The 19,133-nt window shown below is 50.2% G+C and carries 18 protein-coding genes; 10 read left to right on the top strand and 8 right to left on the bottom strand.

Annotated features, from left to right (window positions below; all coding sequences use genetic code 11):
* Positions 1 to 39 precede the first annotated feature (39 nt).
* From gpmI to H6F68_RS02195, 3 genes are all read left to right on the top strand, one after another.
* Complete coding sequence (gpmI, locus tag H6F68_RS02205) at positions 40 to 1,638, top strand: 2,3-bisphosphoglycerate-independent phosphoglycerate mutase (protein ID WP_190556763.1); 1,599 nt, start codon at positions 40 to 42, stop codon at positions 1,636 to 1,638.
* Positions 1,639 to 1,680: 42 nt separating this feature from the next.
* Positions 1,681 to 1,914 (top strand): preprotein translocase subunit SecG, encoded by a 234-nt coding sequence (secG, locus tag H6F68_RS02200; RefSeq protein WP_190431516.1) that lies wholly within the window; start codon positions 1,681 to 1,683, stop codon positions 1,912 to 1,914.
* Positions 1,915 to 1,997: 83 nt separating this feature from the next.
* Positions 1,998 to 2,885: a peptidase gene (locus H6F68_RS02195; protein WP_190556156.1), complete on the top strand. Its 888-nt coding sequence runs from the start codon at positions 1,998 to 2,000 to the stop codon at positions 2,883 to 2,885.
* A 23-nt stretch (positions 2,886 to 2,908) separates the two neighbouring features.
* Here the strand turns inward: H6F68_RS02195 and H6F68_RS02190 are convergent, their stop codons facing one another.
* The 5 genes from H6F68_RS02190 to H6F68_RS02170 form a co-directional block, all read right to left on the bottom strand.
* Complete coding sequence (locus tag H6F68_RS02190; protein WP_190556154.1) at positions 2,909 to 4,069, bottom strand: glycosyltransferase family 4 protein; 1,161 nt, start codon at positions 4,067 to 4,069, stop codon at positions 2,909 to 2,911.
* Positions 4,070 to 4,085: 16 nt separating this feature from the next.
* On the bottom strand, positions 4,086 to 5,801 hold the full coding sequence (locus H6F68_RS02185) for an MFS transporter (RefSeq protein ID WP_190556152.1): 1,716 nt from the start codon (positions 5,799 to 5,801) through the stop codon (positions 4,086 to 4,088).
* Between the two features lie 11 nt (positions 5,802 to 5,812).
* Positions 5,813 to 6,862: a DNA repair protein RecO gene (gene recO / locus H6F68_RS02180; protein ID WP_190556150.1), complete on the bottom strand. Its 1,050-nt coding sequence runs from the start codon at positions 6,860 to 6,862 to the stop codon at positions 5,813 to 5,815.
* A 56-nt stretch (positions 6,863 to 6,918) separates the two neighbouring features.
* Complete coding sequence (deoC, locus tag H6F68_RS02175; RefSeq protein ID WP_190554174.1) at positions 6,919 to 7,623, bottom strand: deoxyribose-phosphate aldolase; 705 nt, start codon at positions 7,621 to 7,623, stop codon at positions 6,919 to 6,921.
* Between the two features lie 116 nt (positions 7,624 to 7,739).
* Positions 7,740 to 8,783 (bottom strand): metal ABC transporter substrate-binding protein, encoded by a 1,044-nt coding sequence (locus tag H6F68_RS02170; protein WP_190556148.1) that lies wholly within the window; start codon positions 8,781 to 8,783, stop codon positions 7,740 to 7,742.
* A gap of 100 nt (positions 8,784 to 8,883) precedes the next feature.
* Between H6F68_RS02170 and H6F68_RS02165 the strand changes: the two genes are divergently transcribed.
* Positions 8,884 to 9,693, top strand: coding sequence for a metal ABC transporter ATP-binding protein (locus tag H6F68_RS02165; protein ID WP_399312535.1), 810 nt, complete (start codon positions 8,884 to 8,886; stop codon positions 9,691 to 9,693).
* Positions 9,693 to 10,589 (top strand): metal ABC transporter permease, encoded by an 897-nt coding sequence (locus H6F68_RS02160; protein WP_190556145.1) that lies wholly within the window; start codon positions 9,693 to 9,695, stop codon positions 10,587 to 10,589. The genes H6F68_RS02165 and H6F68_RS02160 overlap by 1 nt, the downstream gene beginning before the upstream one ends.
* 204 nt (positions 10,590 to 10,793) lie before the next feature.
* Here the strand turns inward: H6F68_RS02160 and hpf are convergent, their stop codons facing one another.
* A complete protein-coding gene (gene hpf, locus H6F68_RS02155; protein WP_190431530.1) occupies positions 10,794 to 11,453 on the bottom strand; it encodes a ribosome hibernation-promoting factor, HPF/YfiA family in 660 nt (219 codons plus the stop codon).
* 159 nt (positions 11,454 to 11,612) lie between these two features.
* Here hpf and lipB point away from each other — a divergent pair, with 159 nt between their 5' ends.
* The 3 genes from lipB (at position 11,613) to H6F68_RS02140 (ending at position 14,182) form a co-directional block, all read left to right on the top strand.
* Positions 11,613 to 12,353, top strand: coding sequence for a lipoyl(octanoyl) transferase LipB (gene lipB / locus H6F68_RS02150; protein ID WP_190556143.1), 741 nt, complete (start codon positions 11,613 to 11,615; stop codon positions 12,351 to 12,353).
* A 42-nt stretch (positions 12,354 to 12,395) separates the two neighbouring features.
* On the top strand, positions 12,396 to 13,301 hold the full coding sequence (locus H6F68_RS02145; protein WP_242065300.1) for a lysophospholipid acyltransferase family protein: 906 nt from the start codon (positions 12,396 to 12,398) through the stop codon (positions 13,299 to 13,301).
* A 443-nt stretch (positions 13,302 to 13,744) separates the two neighbouring features.
* Positions 13,745 to 14,182 (top strand): hypothetical protein, encoded by a 438-nt coding sequence (locus H6F68_RS02140; RefSeq protein ID WP_190556827.1) that lies wholly within the window; start codon positions 13,745 to 13,747, stop codon positions 14,180 to 14,182.
* Positions 14,183 to 14,269: 87 nt separating this feature from the next.
* Here H6F68_RS02140 and H6F68_RS02135 read toward each other — a convergent pair whose 3' ends face one another.
* A complete protein-coding gene (locus tag H6F68_RS02135) occupies positions 14,270 to 14,779 on the bottom strand; it encodes a single-stranded DNA-binding protein (RefSeq protein ID WP_190556141.1) in 510 nt (169 codons plus the stop codon).
* A 320-nt stretch (positions 14,780 to 15,099) separates the two neighbouring features.
* The gene (locus H6F68_RS02130; protein WP_399312822.1) at positions 15,100 to 17,637 is read right to left on the bottom strand and encodes a sugar phosphate nucleotidyltransferase; all 2,538 of its coding nucleotides are present in this window, start codon (positions 17,635 to 17,637) and stop codon (positions 15,100 to 15,102) included.
* 504 nt (positions 17,638 to 18,141) lie between these two features.
* On the opposite strand from H6F68_RS02130, the gene H6F68_RS02125 reads away from it, so the two are divergent.
* The gene (locus tag H6F68_RS02125; protein WP_190431540.1) at positions 18,142 to 18,321 is read left to right on the top strand and encodes a hypothetical protein; all 180 of its coding nucleotides are present in this window, start codon (positions 18,142 to 18,144) and stop codon (positions 18,319 to 18,321) included.
* A gap of 51 nt (positions 18,322 to 18,372) precedes the next feature.
* Entirely contained in the window at positions 18,373 to 19,122 is a 750-nt protein-coding gene (locus H6F68_RS02120; protein ID WP_190556137.1) for a class I SAM-dependent methyltransferase, read from the top strand.
* Positions 19,123 to 19,133 lie beyond the last annotated feature (11 nt).

Raw genomic sequence — 19,133 nt, 5'->3', positions numbered from 1 at the left:
TGATTGCGGAGAAATCACTGAATGAAAGGGCAACTTAGTATGGCGCAAGCACCTGTTTCTCCGGTGGTGCTAGTCATCTTAGACGGTTGGGGATACCGGGAAGAAACTGATGGCAATGCCATTGCCGCTGCCAAAACACCCGTGATGAACAGCTTGTGGGCTGCTTACCCCAGAACTTTGATTCGTACGTCTGGGAAAGATGTCGGCCTGCCGGAAGGCCAAATGGGCAACTCCGAGGTTGGTCATCTCAATATTGGTGCGGGTCGCATTGTCCCTCAGGAGTTGGTGCGGATCTCAGATGCGGTTGAAGATGGCACTCTACTCAGCAACCCAGCTTTATTGAAGGCTTGCCAAGCCGTGAAGCAACGGGGCAGCAAGCTGCATCTGGTAGGGCTGTGCTCCGAAGGTGGAGTGCATTCTCATCTCAACCATCTGTTTGGCTTGTTAGAGCTAGCCAAGGAGCAAGGCATCGCTGATGTTTGTATCCATGCTATTACTGACGGTCGCGATACACAGCCGATGGATGGGAAAGGGGCAATTCAAAGTCTCCAGACCTACATCCAGCGTACGGGTACAGGTCGCATTGTTACGATCAGCGGTCGCTACTACAGCATGGATCGCGATCATCGTTGGGATCGAGTCCAGCGCGTTTATGACGTGATGACGAATGATGGTCCTGGAGACGGGCGTTCGGCGCTAGAAGTGCTACTGGCGGCTTACGCAGAAGGCACAACGGACGAGTTTTTATTACCCACTCGGATTGCGCCAGGGGCGATCGCGCCGGGAGATGGAGTGATCTTCTTCAACTTCCGTCCCGATCGGGCACGTCAACTCACTCAAGCCTTTGTTGATCCCAACTTTAAAGGATTCGAGCGGGAGCAGATTCAACCGCTCACCTTCGCGACCTTTACTCAATACGACTCAAGTCTGCAAGTGCTCGTAGCGTTTGAGCCGCAGAACCTCAGCAATATCTTAGGCGAAGTGATTGCCAGTCACGGCTTGCATCAGTTCCGCACTGCTGAAACTGAAAAGTATGCTCACGTCACCTACTTCTTTAATGGGGGCATTGAGGAGCCATTTGCTGGTGAAGACCGAGAATTGGTGCCCAGCCCAATGGTGCCAACTTATGATCGCGCCCCTGCTATGTCTGCCGAAGAAGTCACTAATGTAGCGATCGCCGCGATTGAAAAGCGGATTTATTCGCTAGTAGTGATCAATTATGCTAACCCTGACATGGTCGGTCATACAGGCCAGATTGAAGCGACAGTCCAGGCGTTGCAAACAGTGGACCGATGTTTGGGCCGTTTGCTAGAGAGTATCGGCCAAGCGGGAGGCACCGCACTGATTACGGCTGACCACGGCAACGCTGAGTATATGCGAGATGAGCAGGGCAGTGCTTGGACCGCTCACACAACAAATCCAGTTCCCTTTATTGTGGTAGAAGGGGAAGGATTGAAAATTCCAGGTCATGGGACAGAAGTTTCCTTGCGATCGGATGGTCGCTTAGCGGACATTGCCCCAACCATTTTGGATATTTTGAGGCTGCCACAGCCACCCGAAATGACAGGTCGTTCGATGATTCAGCCAGCCACGATTGATGTGCGAGCGAACCGAACTCCTGTGCGAGTGTCCTTATAGAATTTCTGTTTCGTTAAACTTATTGCAATTGAGCTGGCTGCGATGACACTAACTTACATCATTCAGGCAATCTGGGCCTTGTCGGCGCTCGGCCTTATTATTTTGGTCCTCCTCCACAGCCCTAAAGGGGATGGGTTGGGAGGTATTGGTGGGCAAGCCCAACTCTTTACCAGTACTAAAAGTGCTGAAACTACCTTGAACCGGGTTACCTGGACCTTAGTTGTGGTCTTTATGGCTTTAACGGTGGGTCTGAGTGCGGGATGGTTTAATCGGTAGCATTATTTGAGAGCACATTGAGCGTTATGTATGGGTTACAAAGGCGATTGGTTCTACTGTTACGCAGAGGCCAATCGCTTTTTTTGCAGAGGAGTTCCGCGCATTCAGGCGATCGCCAACTCAAGCAATTTAGCCAAGGCTTCTGGTTGGCCTTAGGAACCGTTGTGCTTATCGTCCTTAGTGCTTCCTGGCTTGGTCCCATTGCCGCCTTTGAGTCAGCTCGGCCACCACTAGTGCAGATAATTCCATCCGGGCCTCTGCTAGCTCAATCAACAAATCCGTCTCCTCAGCCCCTGCCCCCGCTACAGGTGCATTCCTTACCAAGCCCATTGGCGCGTTGGCGCGATCGCGCCAACCAGGGTGACTATTTTGACCAAATTCAGCCGCTACCCATCGGCGCTTTAATTTGGTCTCAGTTTCCGATCAAGGTTTACGTTGAGTCGCCACTAACTACCACATCAACTGGGGCAACCGCAAAACCAGAATCTCCAGCTCAAGTCTGGACGCGGGTAGTGACCCAAGCAGTCACGGAATGGCAAGCTTATCTACCTTTGCAGCTCGTCAATCGCCCAGAGCAAGCAGATATTACCATTTGGCGATCGCCGCCTCCTTTAACCAAAGGGGCGCCAAAACCGAGCGATCGCAATTACCGAGTCCGCTCCGCCGAAACCCGCTACGAACTTTATGCCCAGCAAACGGGTAGCACCTCACCTGTGCTGTCTCATCGCTGCAAGATTTGGTTGCGTCCGAGCCAAACAGCCCAATACATCCAAGCAGCAGCCCGTCACGAACTAGGCCATGCTTTGGGGCTGTGGGGACATAGCCCGTTGCAAACCGATGCCCTTTATTTTTCGCAGGTGCGTCAGCCAGCAGCTATTTCTCCTAGAGATATCAGCACCTTGAAGCGAGTTTATCAGCAGCCCACTCGACTAGGTTGGCCTCTACCTGCTGCCACAGTACCCCTTAGCTGAGAGCTGACTCCTCAATATGCTGACTAAACTCGGCTACCAACTTGGACCCGCCCTCGTTGTAATACCTGGGCGTAAAGCTCTTCTATTTGCGTGATATTGCCATTGAGGGTGTAGCGTTCTAGCACGCGTTGGCGAGCTTTTTGGCCTAGCAAAGCCGCTAGTTCCGGTAAGTTACGGAACATGGGCAAAATGTGGCGTAATTGTCCATGCACGCCTTGAGGCTTCAAAATGACGCCCGCATCCCCACTGACTCCATTTCCCGCTAAAACTTCCCCGTCTGCCCCAGCATCAGTAGCGATACAAGCAACGCCACAGGCCATTGCCTCTAGCAGGGACAGCGATAACCCTTCTACAAAAGAAGGCAAAATAAATACATCTGAACCGCGCAAAATCTCGATGCGGCGTTGCTCATCGGCTTCAAACCCCAACCATATGATGCCTGCATCTGGACCGTAGAATGGTTCTAGTGAGGGTCTTAGGGGTCCGTCTCCCACAATGACTAGCTTGCACTCAGGCCCCATATTCGCCTGCTTCCAGCCGCGCAATAAAGACTCGACGTTCTTCTCTAGAGCAATGCGGCCTTGATAAACGTAAATTTGCTGGGCCTTTAGCTCTGCTTTCAGACGGGAAGGACCGGTGGAGTATTTTTGAACGTCAACTCCATTCGGAATCACTGCCACTCTGTCGGGAGAAACGCCTAAGCGCACCAACAAATCTCGTTGAATATCAGAGAAGACAATGACGCTATCGTAGTTAGCCAGGAAAGGTGCGTAGAGCTGGTAGGTCAAGTGCTGAGTACTAGAAGTTAGTCTACGCCTGCGATCGAAAGCGGGATGAAAAGTAGCCACCAACGGCAAATCTAGCTCAGCACAAATCTCTGGCAGCAAAAAATCGAGGGGCGATAGCGTTAAGGAAGCATGGACTAGGTCAGGCTTGAGTTCCCGGAGCGCCTGCGCCAGAACTTTGCTGGATTTGAGGGTGGGAATGGTGTAAACCTGAGACTTATAAAGAAAGGGAATAGAGACTTCCTGATAGTCTGACCAGGCTGCTGGAGTGTCTTCTTCCTGTGCAAAGTGCAGAAAGCTGACCTGGTATCCCCGATCTAGAAGATTATTGGTAACTTCCCGACTATAAGTAACGTTGCCGCAGAAGGGCGATTTTTTTCCAAGCCAAGCAATGTGCATTCAGATGAGTGTCAACCTATGATTTGTCAGTGTTGGCTAACGGATTTGATCCTGTACGGGAAATATACCAGGTCAGGAGCCCTCCTGCGATCGCCAACAGTGCCAAGCTGACAAATACAGCCCGCAGACCCAAAAATGTCTCCGCCACCCCAGCTAAGGCGAGCGGTAAAGTCAAGGCAATATTAATGGCATTATTCTGCAAGCCAAAAATCTTGCCACGCATTTCTTCAGGCGTTTCTTCTTGAATCGTGGTTTGCATCGGCACCCCTACAATGGCCGCAAAACCACCCAGTGAGGTAAGCAGTACCAAGACTGGCCAAAGCTGATGGGTAAATAGAGCTAAGCCAAGCAGGGAAGCTGCCATGCCAATCGAGCCAATCAAACTCAACTGATTGTGAGAGAAGCGTTGCCCAAACTGCCCTAAAATTGTGGCTCCACCCGCCATGCCGACACCGCCAGCAGCGAGTAGAAAGCCAAACTGAGAAGATTTAATCCCTGGAATCACTTCTGCTAAACGGACGGCCAACACGGCTAGAGCCGCAAAAATTGAGAATAGAATGACCAGTTGAATGAGAGCGCTGCGGACACGGGTTTGCTGCCTTAAGTAATCTAGTCCCTCACGCACGTCTTGCCAAATGTGGGGAGATGCTTGCTCTGGGACAGTAATTTTTTCACCTGTTCGCAGCATCAGCAAAATTATCCCGGCGATCGCATAGCCGCCACCGACGACAAGTTCTTTGCCAATATTTAGGCCCCCGCTAATTTGAGCCGTAAGATGATCCGCGATCGCCAACAGCGGCTCTCCCACAGCAAAGCCAATAATCACAGAGGCCATCATGGTGGTGGTATAGAGGGAATTGGCGGATAACAAATGTCGCCGCTCCACCATCAAGGGAATCACTGACTGCTCAGCCGGAGCAAAAAACTGGGTCAAGGTGGAAACGAGAAAGGTGACCCCTAATAAAATGCCAAAACCGATAGGAAAGCCTCCAAGGGGTGCCCAACCTTGAGAAATCCATAGGAGCGGGGGCAACGTTAAAACTAATCCTCCCCGAAGCAAATTGGTGATTACCAGCACAGGCTTCTTAGGCCAGCGATCGACTAAGGCTCCGGCGACAGACCCAAACAAGACGGCTGGGATGGTAAAGGCAATCATGATCGAAGACACCCAACCACTGATGGTTTGATCTTCAGCTTGAAAGCGGCTAGCAATCAACGCAATCATCAGCACTAGGTAAACTTTGTCGGCCAATTGCGAAAAAACTTGGCCGCTCCACAAGGCTAGGAAATTACGATTTTTGAGCACTGGTAAAAATCCCTGCTCAAAATCCTCTGATAGCTCGGTAGAAGATTCAACGCTGGGAGAAGTGCCATTGCTAGTTGAGCCATTACTAGTGGGCAAGGAGCTGACCCCTGGAAGAGGCGCTAATCCTGCGAGGGTACTAGGCCCCTCAAGACCGCCAGCAGATGTGTTTGGTTCAACGCCTTGGTCAAGTTCAACATCTTTGCACTGCTCTGTCTTGGTGATTTCTGCCAGCTCCTCTTGAGAGAGGCGATTGTGAGCTGAATGGTATTTCGCGGGACCCATTTCCGGATCGGCATCGCGATTGCCATTTTGCTGAGAATGATAGCGGTTACTAGCTTCCATTTCAGAATGGGCCATCCCAGAATTGGCATGGTTGAGGGATGGCAAAGCCAGCAGTTGCAAATCAGAATCCGACAATCGCATCATAATTGAGGCAGTTAGGGAGCAGTTGGCACAGACAGGAAACAGGTATCAATCAAGGCAGCGGAGCGAATCGGGCGATCGAAATGATACTGAGCGCACTGACGTAAAATCCGCTCAACTTTGAGCCAGGCAGCTTGATAAGCCGAGGTGTTAAAGGCATTTTGCTCTAACTCTAGAGAGAATGCATCTAACTGAAGGAGTTCAGGTTGAGCCAGGTGTTGCAGGAGAGATAGTTCAACTGCGTTGAGCTGGAGACTGGGAACGGAAGATTTTTGCTGGTGATTGACAACGTGGTAGTTGGCAGCGGCAGCAGCGATCGCCTGACCTGTAGATGGAGCCATCGCAGTCACAGTAGAGGAGTGGCGATCGCGCAGGATTGGTTTTGAGGTGTTGCCCTGAGTGCCTTTGGCAGTCTGAAATCCAGCGTTTTTAGTGCGGGACGGTACTCTAGCACCTTCGCCTAAATGCTCTAGTTCTGCCAAATCAATTGTGCCACCCGCAGCCATGTTGAAGCCAATCCGCCAGTTATCGTCGTTTAGGTCTGGAGTGAGAGGACGTTGAGTCACGCAGCAGGTTTGTACCTGAGGTGCGACCCCTGCCAAAGCGAGTAAATGAAAGACCGCTTGAGCTAGATGAGCCAACACACCAAACGATGCTAAACCGTTGCCTGCACTGCTACTGGATAAACTTTCTAAGCGACAAAGGTGTTCGTTGAATAGGCAAAACAACTCTTCTTGAGGTTGATCGCTCAAGGCCTGACAGAGAACCAGTTCTGCTAAGTACTGACTGGCAGTTAACTTAGCTAAGTCTTGGCTTAAACCTGGATAGGATTCCAAGGTTTCTGCTTGTGTAATTTTATCGAGCGATCGCCCCTTTGAAATCAGTAATTCGTTCACGACAAACAAGCCGCTGCGCCCCCCCAGTTTGGAGTGGTGCTTGCGTGCCCCTGGTGCCACAACCCGAATCAACCCATGTTCCCGTGTCAAGACAGTGAGCAAGCGATCGGACTCGCCGAGAGGAGCACCCTTGAGATTAATTCCAATGGCTTTATAAGTTCGACTCATACAGAAGTCAAGGCAAGGGTTACAAGCAAGAGAGCGGCAACAAAAAGCCAGGGTCGCTAACCGTCAGCTTCCTGCCCCTTACCTCTTACTCCCTCTAGGGTATCGCGCTGACGCAGGAGATCGATGCTGCGAGACGTACCTAAGCGAGTTGCCCCTGCCACAATTAAATCCAAAGCTTGCTGGGCGGTGCGGATGCCACCCGATGCCTTAATTCCCACTCGGTCGCGGGTCATTTCCTTTAATTGGCGGACATCCTCAACAGTTGCCCCCCCATGCCATCCCGTACTGGTCTTGAGAAAGGCTACTCCAGCATCCATACAAATCTCGGTTGCCGTCTGCTTTTCGGGAGGAGTGAGGAGGGTGGTTTCTAAGATGGCTTTAATTGTTTGATCGGTCGCTTCACGGATAGCGGCAATTTCTTGAAACAGTTCGTTGGTTTTGCCAGTTTTGAGCCAGCCTAAATTCAGCACCACATCTAATTCAGTGGCTCCGTTATCTACAGCCTCTTGAGCTTCGTAAAGCTTGACGGCAGAGGTGGTAGCACCTGTAGGAAAACCAATCACTGTGCAAACTCTTGGTCGCTTGTTGTGCAAGAGATGGGTGGCTTGGCGCACAAAGATGGGGTAAACGCAAACTGCTGCAAAATTGAAGCGTATTGCCTCATCACACCACTGCTCGACCTGTTCTGGTGTAGCGATTGGACTGAGCAGGGTATGGTCAATAAACGGCGCAAGGTCAATATCTATCTCAGATGCAGCCATTACTGGTTCTTCACTAGAAGCTTATCTTCCACTTGTATCAGAAAGTTAAGACATTCGCTCAGGTTTAACGCCCAATCGTGAAAAGTTTGGCGATCGCCCATAAGTACAATTGCAGGTTACGGCTTTTGATTAGTACTTTGCGACATGCGGCTTGGTTGAAAGGGGGTGACCTTGCCACCCAACGCTTCAACAATAGTCTGAGTATTAACCATCATCATTTTGATGTAGGAGTCGCCATTACTCCCCGCAGCACCAATAGAGTCTGAGTAAAGCGATCGCGGGGCGAGTTGTACGCCTGCCTCTTGAGCTACGGTTTTGATTAAAGCTGGATTAATCGTGGTTTCGGCAAAGATGGCTGGTACTTGAGCCGACTTCACTGATTCAACTAGGCGTTGTACAGTTTGGGCGCTAGGTTGTTCTTCGGTGCTAATGCCGATCAAGGTGCCAATAATATCGAGATTGTAAGCGCGGGCATAGTACTGAAAGGCATCATGAGTGGTGACTAAGCGCCGTTTTTCTGGGGGAATGGTTTGGATTTGTTGAGTAATCCACTGGTCCAACTCTTCTAGCTGCACGGTGAGCTGAGCGGCATTCTGAGTAAAGCGATCGCGATCGTCGGGTGAGAGTTCAATTAAGGCATCGCGAATGGCCGTGACCATCTGCATGACATTTTTGACATTGCCCCAAACGTGGGGATCGGGGACAGTTTCTCTCTGGCCTTTCTGAAGCTGCAATGGTGGCACAACTTCGCCTACGGCAACTTTTTGAGCCCGCCCCCCAGCGGCATTCATGAGCTTAATTAGACCTGGCTCCAGGTTGTAGCCGTTGTAAAAAATTAAATCTGCTTTTTCTAAGTCTCGGCTGTCTGCTGGCACTGGTTCATAAACATGTGGATCGGTTCCAGGTTCGAGGATGCCGATTAGTTGCACTTCATCTGCGGCAATCTGAGCGGTTAAGTCGGCCAGGATAGTGCTGGTAGAAACTACGCTAGGCTTAGCCGCCCCGTTGGCAGCAGATTGGTTAGGGGCAGGCTGGGAACCGATATTGCAGCCACTTAACCAGACACTGAGCAAGAGGCCCGCGATCGCCTGTCCGTAACTATGAATCTTATAGCCGCTTTGGGGGTAACCGCTTTGGGGGCGATGTGGAGCAGTAATCATATGAGAAGTCAATATTTATTTTCATATTCCTTTCATTTTTTAAGTTACCCTATTTTCATATTCCTTTCATTTTTTGCTTAGGCTGAGTGGAAACGCTGCCATGAAGACTCAACCCCCGCCTTTTGATACAGGTTCAACCCAGTGTCCAGATGCACAAATAGTCTATATGAATGGCAGTCACAAGATTTCGGTGCGCCAGTTGGCGGTGCAGTACCGAGCGGTACAGGCTCTCAGAGATATTAATTTCGTAATTCACCCTGGGCGGGTAGTTGGGATTATTGGCCCCAATGGTGCGGGTAAAAGCACTCTGCTACAAGCCATGCTGGGGTTGGTACCAGCCAATCACGGTACGGTTTTACTCGGTGATCAGCCGCTAGCCGAGCAACTAGCGCGAGTGGCATATGTGCCGCAGCGATCGCAGATTGACTGGACTTACCCTGCGACCGTCTGGGATGTAGTAATGCTGGGGCGGGTGCGTAAGACAGGGTGGTTCCGTCGCTTTTCTACCACCAGTCGGCATTTAGCCGCAGCCGCTTTGGATCGCGTAGGCATGAGTGCTTATCGGCATCGTCCCATTGGGCAACTCTCTGGAGGGCAGCAGCAGCGGGTATTTTTGGCGCGATCGCTCGCCCAAGAAGCCGATATTTATTGCTTCGATGAACCCTTCGTCGGTATTGACCAAAAAACCCAGGATGTGATTTTCCAGATTTTTCATGAGCTGGCTGCCGCAGGCAAAGTGGTGGTGGTGATTAATCACGACCTGGGCGAGTCGATCACCCATTTTGACGACTTGATTTTGCTCAACACAGAATTGATTGCGAGTGGTCCACGTGAACAGGTGCTGAGCACTGAAAATCTCTATCGCGCTTACGGCGGCAAAGTGGTATTTCATGCGGGAGAAGCAGCCTAATGTTGCAAGCACTGCTAGAGCCGTTGCAGTACGAGTTTATGCAGCGATCGCTGGTGATTGCAGTCTTGGTGGGGCTGATTTGTGCGGTTGTGGGCAGTTACTTGATGGTGCAGCGCTTAGCTTTATTAGGAGACGCAATTAGCCATTCGGTTCTGCCTGGTTTAGCGATCGCGTTCATGGTAGGAGCCAATATTTTTGTTGGGGCATTCATTGCGGGCGTGCTCAGCACAATGGCGATCGCCTGGATTCGGGCGCGATCGCCCATTAAAGAAGATGCCGCGATGGGGATTGTGTTCTCGGCCTTTTTTGCCCTTGGTGTGACGCTGATTACACTGATCCAAAAGGACAACAAGATTGACCTAAATCACTTTCTGTTTGGCAATATTTTGGGTGTGACGCAGCAGGAAGTCTTAGATACAGCCTTGATCTCGGCCTTTGTCTTGCTGGTAGTTGTCCTGCTTTATAAAGAATTACTCTTCTACACGTTCGACCCCTTGGGAGCGCAAGCCGCAGGCTTACCCGTGAACCTGTTGAACTTCGGCTTGATGGTGCTGATTGCCTTGACGATCGTAGCCAGCATGAAAACCGTAGGCGTAATTTTAGTGCTGGCGCTCTTGATTACCCCAGGCGCTACAGCTTATTTGCTGGTGCAGCGGCTACACAACGTCATGTGGTTAGGAGCAGGCATTGGGATTGTGGCGAGTGTCAGCGGCATGTATTTCAGTTATTTCTACAATGTGCCCTCTGGCCCTGCCATTGTTTTGGTGGTGTCGGGGCTATTTTTGTTAGCGCTTTTGTTTAGCCCGACGCAAGGAGTTTTTACATATCCCGCAGCTCAACGAGGCGAACCCTTGTTATGGCGGGAGTTGAAGGGGCTATTGCGCGGCTCGGGTTAGCTATCTGTGACTAAGTCGCGATCGCCTAACAAAATGTTTTATAAATTGTTAAGTTACATTGCCGAAGCCATCGCGATCGCCCCTCGTGCGTCTTGTGCGTTCTGGCTTCAATCAGCGGCAACCCAAAAATATAAAAAGGAGGAAAGATGCTAGTTTCATCCTTCCTCCTGGGTTCTGGTATAGAACTGGTTGGCGAGAAGCTGGTTATAGCTTCGCAGAATCGAGTTTTTCTGTCACAGCCTGATCACTATGGGCGGTCTTGCCATTTTTGCCATTCGTGGAGATCTGGCCGTTCGTATTGCGAGGCTGAAGCACACCGTAGCCTCCGTGATTCCGTTCGTAAACCACGTTGATTTCACCCGTCTCAGCATTCCGAAACATATAGAAGTCGTGATCGACCAGCTCTAGCTGCTCCAAGGCTTCATGGATGGTCATCGGCGGCATGGCGAAATACTTGGTCCGAACTACGTCTTCAGGTAGTTCTGGGGTGCGATCGCCAATCAAAGTTTCCACTGGCAGTTGATCGACCACTACACCTGTACGGATTTGCGTGTGGTTTTTGTCTTGCCGCTTCTCTTTGAACTTGCGGAGTTGGCGAGCAATTTTGTCGGCAACTAAGTCAATGCTCGCGTATAGGTTCTCACTGCTCTCTTCGGCGCGAATGACTGTACCGTTGGCGTAAATCGTAACTTCTGCGGTTTGCTTGGTGGGGTTTATCCGGGGGTTGCGGGCCACAGACAGATGCACGTCAACTTCGGTCATTAGATTCTGAAAGTGGTTAACCGCCTTTTCAATCTTCTGATGCACATACTCATGAATCGCATCGGTGATTTCGATATTTTTGCCCTGGATAACAAGCTTCATAGAGCTTCCTCCCCTTGGAATTTGGGTGTTAGTCTCACCCTAGCACTTTGTATTCTGGAGAACAGGGGCCTTTAAAATCTTTTGCATCTGTTGATAATTCTTGATTTCGCCGCTTTACACAAACTCTAAAATTGCGTTAAATTTCGCTTGCTTTTGCTAATGGAATTAAGTACATCTCCATCCAGCGTCTCCGTACCAAGCTTGCCTTACCAAGATTGCTGGCTTTACACGCCCGGTTTGGTGCCCTATGAGGTGGCTTGGGCTTGGCAGCGATCGCTAGTCGCCCAACGGCGTGAAGATCCAGAACTCAGCGATGTGTTGCTCCTGTTACAACATCCCCCCGTTTATACCCTTGGCCAAGGTGCCAGCTTAGATTTTCTTAAGTTCGATCCTGCTCAAACTGAGTTGCAGTTGTGCCGAGTGGAGCGGGGGGGAGAGGTCACTTATCACTGTCCAGGACAGGTCGTGAGTTATCCCATTTTGAACCTGAACCGCTATCGCAAAGACCTGCATTGGTATTTACGGCAGCTAGAAGAAGTATTGATTCAAGTGTTAGCAGCGTATGGATTGCAGGGAGAGCGCTATGCAGGTTTGACAGGGGTTTGGGTAGAAGGACGCAAGGTAGCGGCGATCGGGATTAAAGTCAGCCGTTGGATTACGATGCATGGCTTTGCGCTCAACGTTTGCCCAGATCTAACAGGGTTTCAAAATATTGTGCCTTGTGGCATTGCGGATAAGCCTGTAGGCAGCTTGGCTGAGTTTGTGCCTGACGTGAATTTGGCGCAGGTGCAACAACAAGTGGCGATCGCCTTTGCTCAGGTGTTTGGGGTCAAGCTAGTGCAATCTGTGACCCATGACCTCACCCCTTGGGATTTGGCAACAGGTGAAGCTCTAGACTAGGCTAAAGAACGCAATTTGATTGAATAAAGCAGTTAGAAGCCATTGTTTCCCGATCTAAACCCCTTTCTTTACCGTTCCTCTAGCGATCGCCCTGATGCTACTCATCGCTTTGATGGTTGGTCCTTAGAAGACCGCGATCCTCAAGCCATTCAAGCCTGGATGCCGATTTGGGGTTGGCTGTATCACCATTATTTTCGAGTGCAGACAGATGGTTGGCACCACGTGCCTCAGCAAGGCCCAATGCTGATTGTCGGCTCCCACAACGGCGGCCTGGCTGCTCCTGACATGTTTATGTTTTTGTATGACTGGGTGCAGCGCTTTGGCCCAGAGCGCTTAGCTTATGGCTTGATGCATCCGAGTGTTTGGCGGGCACCTGTTCCTTTAGTCGCGCCCGCTGCGGCTCAGATTGGGGCTGTGATTGCCCATCCACAAATGGCGATCGCTGCCTTCCGTCGCAACGCAGCAGTATTGGTTTATCCCGGAGGTCCAGAAGATGTGTTTCGGCCTCACAATCAGCGGCACAAAATAGAATTTGCAGGACGACGAGGCTTTATCAAATTAGCATTGCGGGAAGGTGTACCGATTGTCCCCGTGATCTCGGAGGGAGCACACGATACCTTCTTCGTCCTAGGAGATTTTTATGAGCAAGCGCGGCAACTACACGAGTGGGGCATGCCTTGGTTACTAGGGATCGACCCAGTGGTGTTTCCCCTGTACTTGGGATTGCCTTGGGGACTCGGCATTGGGCCTGTACCAAATATTCCGCTTCCGGTACAAATTCATACTCGTGTTTGTGCCCCGATTGTCTTCGAGCGCTCTGGTCGAGCGGCTGCTAGCGATCGCACTTACGTAGAAGTTTGCTATCAGCAAGTCTGCACTCAAATGCAGGCTGAGTTAGACCGATTGGTGGCAGAAGTCGCAGCAGCTAAGCGATCGCCCCAGCTTTAGCTCTACCTTAGACAGAGTTCGCAGCCCTCGGTTCTCTATTAAGCTTTAATCTTGATGCTTTTGCCGTACCCTCAGCAAATTCATCCAGTAGGATTACTACATGTTTAGTAACAATATGAGCAATGAGAATACGTGAAAAAACGTAACTTTTGGTTGCTCATTCCCTGGTGGGGGGATGTAAGGTTGAGGACAGGGAAAGTACAAAATCAATCAGGTCATCACAGCGCTAAACCTGTATAACTGCTTGAACTGCTTGAGCAAATTTTGGGTGTGAGATTCATCAAGCCGCTGTAAGAGCTAATCAGGCTTTGCATCTACTGAAAAAACGCAACATGGCTGCACCTACTTCTAAGTCTGGTGCCTAGACCTTGTAAGCCATGCTTCAGTGAATTTTCCTCCGCTCGACTGCGCGACTGCATTGAGGCGGTTATTTGGTGCACTCCATGTTTAATCCTTCCTCCACGGACGATGCCACCTCGTTTCCGGCAGAGTTGAATCTCTTACGCACTCAAGCGGCCCGTTCTACCCCCGCTCGACGACTAAACGCAGTTAAATCAAGATACGGAGCTACTCAGTCAGCTCCATCCTCGACCCCAGAGCGAATGGGGCCGCTAGGGATTGTCCCTACTCAAACTTCTGACGCAGGGAGTTGGCGATCGCCTCAGCCTGAAGCAGAATACGAGGGGTTTTCTAGCCTGCTCGATAGCTACGCGGCTCCTCTAGCACCCATGCGAGAACGGGATTTAACGGCTCTGGGTGGTCTATTTGAGCGAGAGGATATTCACGATGTTGAGACAGATATCATCCGCAATCTGCTCACCCGTTGGCCAGAGCCCTGCTGGGATGATGATCCGTTTGAGTTTCTACAAGACTTTCTCTGAGCAAACAAAATAGGCAAAGCAAAATAAGCACCAGAAGTACAACTGATGCTCTGACAGAGATGACCTAGATGGTGCTAGCGCTTGGAGCTAGAAAGGGATGTCGTCGTAGTCTGGTTCCGCAACCGGAGGAGCTGGAGGCTTAGATTTTGTTGCCGCTCTAGGGGCAGCGTCAGGAGTACTCACGGCGGGCGCAGCTCGGTTAGCCGTAGCGGCAGCGGGTGTACGAGTAGCGGCGGGTGCAGGTGCGACTCTAGCGGTTGTTGTTGCGGCAGGAACGGCAGCACTACTAGAACTACCATCTAAGCTGTGGATGCGCTGCACCGTTAACTCAGCACGTTTTTCCTTGAAGCCTTCGGGCCGCTCGATTGTATTCATGTTCAACCGACCCTCAATCACCACGCGATCGCCTTGGTGATAACGCTCTTGAATTTCCTGAGCCAGGTTGCCCCATCCTACGACTTTAAGGGTGGATGGGGGGTCATCTGCCCGCAACCCGGAAAACTGCACTATCATTTCCGTGATCGGAGTTTGAGTGTCAGATGTGTAGCGCAGCTGCGGGTCTTGGATAATCTCTGCCATCAAGATACAGCTATTCATAGATCAAAATTCTCCTAATCCCAGGGAGTTCAGTTTAGGGCGACAGGAACTGTTATATCAATCGTGACTCATGCTTTACCCTAATAGATCACATCCTAAGAGTTAAGTGATTTTTTGGGGCTTGAAAACAGCTTTTCCTCAATCTCAGCTACCAGTTCTCTGATCTTAATTTTAGTACATTCGTACTTAGATTGGAGGTTGAATTAGGAAATTGCAGTACCCATTAGGACAGCGATCGCAGGTCTTGAGGTAAGTTAGCGTCTCAACAGGTAGCAAACTCAGGCTAGACAAAGCTTTTGCCATCTGATAACGTCCACCTCCTACATCTGCAAAAGGCTGTAAGATTCAGTTTTGGAATCTTCCCTCCCTTCCTCACGATCGACAAAGTCTTGGACTCGTCCACGATATTCGCGCAGAATTTCGTCTACCCAGCCACGGTCATCGCTGTTGGCAAAAATATGGACTAACGGCTCTCCTGCATCCGGTAAAATCAGAACCCAGCTTTCGTGCTGATTGTTAAAGATTTTCACGCCATCGACCAGCTCTAAGTTCTCCGCTGAATGGATTTCTACCAAGTGACGCATCAAAGCTCCCTTCGCCGTCCAGGGGCAACGAACGGTATAAGTGCGATGGCAAACCCGTGGTAAGTCGGCCCGAATTTGACTGATAGAGCGCTCCTGTAAGGTTAACAGCTCAATCATTTTGGCAATGCAGAACATGGCGTCAAAACCAGGATGCAGTTGCGGGAAGATAAAGCCCATCTCGCCACTGCCACCCAGGATGACATGAGAGTTGGTATGGCAGGCTTCCATGAGAGCGGTCGGGTTAGCTTTTGTGCGAATGACTTTGCCATCATGACGACGCGCAATTTGCTCAACAGCGCTAGAGGCATGGACTGGCACTACCACGGTGCTGCGTGGATGGCTGGTCAGCATCATGTCTACCATCAAGGCAGTCAGCATTTCCCCGCGAATCGGAATGCCTGCTTCATCCACCAAAATCATCTGCTCGCCATTGGCAGAAACTTGGACGCCAAAGGTGGCCCGTAACGCTTCCACTACGTGGCCTAACTGGTTTAACAAGCCCTCGCGATCGGCTGTGGTGGGAGAATTCTGGCTGAGGCTGGCGTTCAAAACCACCGCGTCGCAACCAAACTTGCCCAACAACTGTGGTAGGACTGCGCCAGAAACTGCGTATACGTAATCGATCACGACTTTGGAGCTGCTGTGCCGCACGGCCTCAATGTTAATGTGCTTCTCAAAGGCAGTGCTGTAAATGTCAATAATTTGGCTGGGGTAGACGACATTGCCAATTTCGTGAATTAAGGCACGCCGAAAATCTTCTTTAAAATAAGCCCCTTCAATTTTCTTCTCCTGCGCCTTAGAAATGTTGATGCCTTTTTGATCAAAGAACTCAATCAAAATGTGGTCGGCTCGCTCTGGATGCACTCGCACGTGAATGCCGCCCCGCACCGATAACGTGGGTACTGCCGTCCGAGCTACGGGAATCGCCGTGGCTTCTAAGTTTTGGACATTCACGCCGACTGACATCAAGCCAGCAATGAGCGATCGCGACACCATCCGAGAAATACTGCGCTGGTCGCGAGAAACCGTGACTTGTGCGCCTGGTTTCAAGGTCGAACCATAGGCCGCACCCAGCTTCACTGCAAACTCTGGCGTAATATCGACGTTGGCTAACCCAGAGACACCCCGCTGTCCAAATAAATTGCGCTGAGCCGCATGACCCCAAATTAAGTTGATGTTGAGCGTCGCTCCGGACTCAACCTTCTTGCTGGGCCAAATGCGAACATTGGGGCTAACTTGAGCTTCTTCCCCAATGATGGAGAGTGAACCAATCACGGCTCCTTCCAGCACATGGGCGCGACGATCTACTCTGGTGCCACGGCCGATACAGCAAGCCCGTAGATGAGCTTCTTCTCCAACGATCGCCCCGTTCCAAATAATGGGCCTCTTCAAGTCAGCGTCGGCTCCTACCGTGACATTGTCGCCAATGACAGAGCCAGCACTGATCTGGACTCTCGACCCAATTCGGCAGTTATGCCCAATTAGAACAGGCGCTTCAATTTTGGCAGTGGAGTCAACGTGGGTATTTTGACCAATCCAGATACCGGGCGATCGCTCTTCATAGGCGTAATCCAGCTTGACCCGTTGTTGCAACCCATCGTATTGAGCGTCTCGATAAGCTTCCAAATGGCCTACATCACACCAATATCCCTCAGCGATATAGCCATACATTGGCTCGTCTTTTTCGAGGAGCAAAGGAAAGAGATCTTTAGAGAAGTCAGACTCCTGATTGTTGGGTAGGTAGCCTAAAACTTCTGGCTCCAAAATGTAGATGCCAGTATTAACAGTGTCCGAGAAAATTTCGCTAGTTGAAGGTTTTTCTAAAAAGCGTCGAATACGATCTTTTTCATCAGTAATGACAACTCCAAACTCGATTGGGTTGGGCACGCGGGTCAATACTAAAGTTGCTTTTGATCGCTTTTGTTTATGAAATTCAATGGCGGCAGTTAAATCAAAGTCGGTGATACTATCACCACTAATTACTAAAAATGTTTGATCAAGTAATTCAGAAATATTTTTAACGCAACCTGCCGTTCCTAAAGGCTGGTCTTCCTCTACGGCATAAGTCATTTGTACGCCAAAATCACTCCCATCCTGGAAGTAATCCCGCATTACATCAGGTAAATAATGCAGCGTCGCAATAATCTCAGTGATACGATGCCGCTTTAATAAATTAACAATGTGCTCGGCGATCGGTCGATTTAGAATCGGGACCATGGGTTTAGGAAGATCACAGGTTAGCGGTCTGAGCCGCGTCCCTGAGCCTCCGGCCATCAGCACTGCTCGCATAAATCCTCCTTCCTAGTTTTTACTTCCTAGTTTTTATTCGCGTGCTGTACTCAGTCGTCAAATGACTCGTGTTCTCTAGTCTCCTATGGCAGTAAGACTGTGGGTATCCTCCAGAAGGTAAGCTTCATGGGGGTTAGCGCCATCTTCCTTGACAAATCAAACCAACCGGATCGCGGAGTCACTCCCTCTGGTCAACCATCTTGTAGATTGCAATGGTTGACTATCTCAAGCGCTAGAAACTAACGAATAGCAGAGAAAAAAGTAATCTAGATTCTGCTTACGATTGAAGTGAAATTTTTAGACCGTATCCATGCTCTTACAGAATACTGAAATCTCCGATTTGCTGCATAAAGTTCTTAATTCATTAAGTTTTCTGGCGATCGCCAAGTCAGGTCAAGACCAAACATACGTTTCCAGCAAATCGAAGCTACATTGAGTGTAGAGTAGGCGCTCAGCTAAAGTTGATGTGTGAATGGGAGAGATAGATACATGACTACACTGCTTAGCCTGTTGTTACTAGGTGCTTATGCAGGTGGAGCCTGGAAGTTCTGGAGCGGTTTTCGGCGGACGAACTTTAGCCAAGGACGAATCTACTTAGGGCTGCTTTGGCCAGTGCTGATCGTCAATAAGTCCTATCGCCAAAACTTTACCAAAGCCCTAAAGGGTTAAAAACAAGCGTAGTGTTTTACAGAAATTTAGTTTCGTTAGAGGAATTAGGCGATGTCTGAGAAACGTAGTAGCCGTTCCTCGAAAGCGTTTTCATCAGGCGACCTGCTCTCTAATGTGTTAAGTCCCTCTAGCGGCAACTGGCAAGCCCAGATTTCTGCAGTTGCCCAGCGTTTCGATCGCGAGTATCGCCGGGAAGCCTTTGAGCTGCCAGAAGCTGTGGAAGCAATGCCCATCTTTCAAGAATGGACCGCAGGAACGCTACAAACGAAAACTGCCTCTCCGTTTTGGAAGATGGCTCAGCCCCAAAAAAATCAGCGCTGCTTAGATTTAGGCTGTGGTGTGAGCTTTTTGATTTATCCCTGGCGTGACTGGGGCGCTTTATTTTATGGGCAAGAGATGAGCAGTTTTGCCCGTGATACGCTCATTGCCCGTGGCCCGCAACTCAACTCCAAACTGTTCAAAGGGGTAGAACTGGCTCCCGCTCATCAACTCAAATACGAGCCTGCTTTCTTTGACCTGGCGATCGCCACTGGCTTTAGTTGCTACTACCCGTTAGAGTACTGGCAAGCCGTCATGACCGCAGTCAAGCGAGTCCTGAAGCCCGGAGCCTCCTTTGTCTTCGACGTATTGAATCCAGACACACCTCTAGCGGAAAACTGGGCCATTCTAGAAACTTACTTGGGTGCAGAAGTGTTTTTAGAATCGTTAGAGGATTGGAAAAAAACAGTTCAAGCGGCAGGCGGGAAAATTGTCAAAACCCAAGCTGGCGAGTTATTTCAACTCTATAAAGTGCAGTTTTAAACCCTCAATTG

The sequence above is a fragment of the Trichocoleus sp. FACHB-262 genome (genome assembly GCF_014696035.1).
Classification (GTDB): domain Bacteria; phylum Cyanobacteriota; class Cyanobacteriia; order FACHB-46; family FACHB-46; genus Trichocoleus.
Note: the sequence above shows the minus strand (reverse complement) of the source record. Positions and strands in the feature narration are given on the sequence as shown.

Excerpts from the sequence above, each read along its gene's own strand:
- gpmI (WP_190556763.1), top strand. The coding sequence starts at position 40 with ATGGCGCAAGCACCTGTTTCTCCGGTGGTGCTAGTCATCTTAGACGGT.
- secG (WP_190431516.1), top strand. The coding sequence starts at position 1,681 with ATGACACTAACTTACATCATTCAGGCAATCTGGGCCTTGTCGGCGCTC.
- H6F68_RS02190 (WP_190556154.1), bottom strand. The coding sequence starts at position 4,069 with ATGCACATTGCTTGGCTTGGAAAAAAATCGCCCTTCTGCGGCAACGTT.
- H6F68_RS02185 (WP_190556152.1), bottom strand. The coding sequence starts at position 5,801 with ATGATGCGATTGTCGGATTCTGATTTGCAACTGCTGGCTTTGCCATCC.
- recO (WP_190556150.1), bottom strand. The coding sequence starts at position 6,862 with ATGAGTCGAACTTATAAAGCCATTGGAATTAATCTCAAGGGTGCTCCT.
- deoC (WP_190554174.1), bottom strand. The coding sequence starts at position 7,623 with ATGGCTGCATCTGAGATAGATATTGACCTTGCGCCGTTTATTGACCAT.
- H6F68_RS02170 (WP_190556148.1), bottom strand. The coding sequence starts at position 8,783 with ATGATTACTGCTCCACATCGCCCCCAAAGCGGTTACCCCCAAAGCGGC.
- H6F68_RS02165 (WP_399312535.1), top strand. The coding sequence starts at position 8,884 with ATGAAGACTCAACCCCCGCCTTTTGATACAGGTTCAACCCAGTGTCCA.
- H6F68_RS02160 (WP_190556145.1), top strand. The coding sequence starts at position 9,693 with ATGTTGCAAGCACTGCTAGAGCCGTTGCAGTACGAGTTTATGCAGCGA.
- hpf (WP_190431530.1), bottom strand. The coding sequence starts at position 11,453 with ATGAAGCTTGTTATCCAGGGCAAAAATATCGAAATCACCGATGCGATT.
- lipB (WP_190556143.1), top strand. The coding sequence starts at position 11,613 with ATGGAATTAAGTACATCTCCATCCAGCGTCTCCGTACCAAGCTTGCCT.
- H6F68_RS02140 (WP_190556827.1), top strand. The coding sequence starts at position 13,745 with ATGTTTAATCCTTCCTCCACGGACGATGCCACCTCGTTTCCGGCAGAG.
- H6F68_RS02135 (WP_190556141.1), bottom strand. The coding sequence starts at position 14,779 with ATGAATAGCTGTATCTTGATGGCAGAGATTATCCAAGACCCGCAGCTG.
- H6F68_RS02130 (WP_399312822.1), bottom strand. The coding sequence starts at position 17,637 with ATGGCCGGAGGCTCAGGGACGCGGCTCAGACCGCTAACCTGTGATCTT.
- H6F68_RS02125 (WP_190431540.1), top strand. The coding sequence starts at position 18,142 with ATGACTACACTGCTTAGCCTGTTGTTACTAGGTGCTTATGCAGGTGGA.
- H6F68_RS02120 (WP_190556137.1), top strand. The coding sequence starts at position 18,373 with ATGTCTGAGAAACGTAGTAGCCGTTCCTCGAAAGCGTTTTCATCAGGC.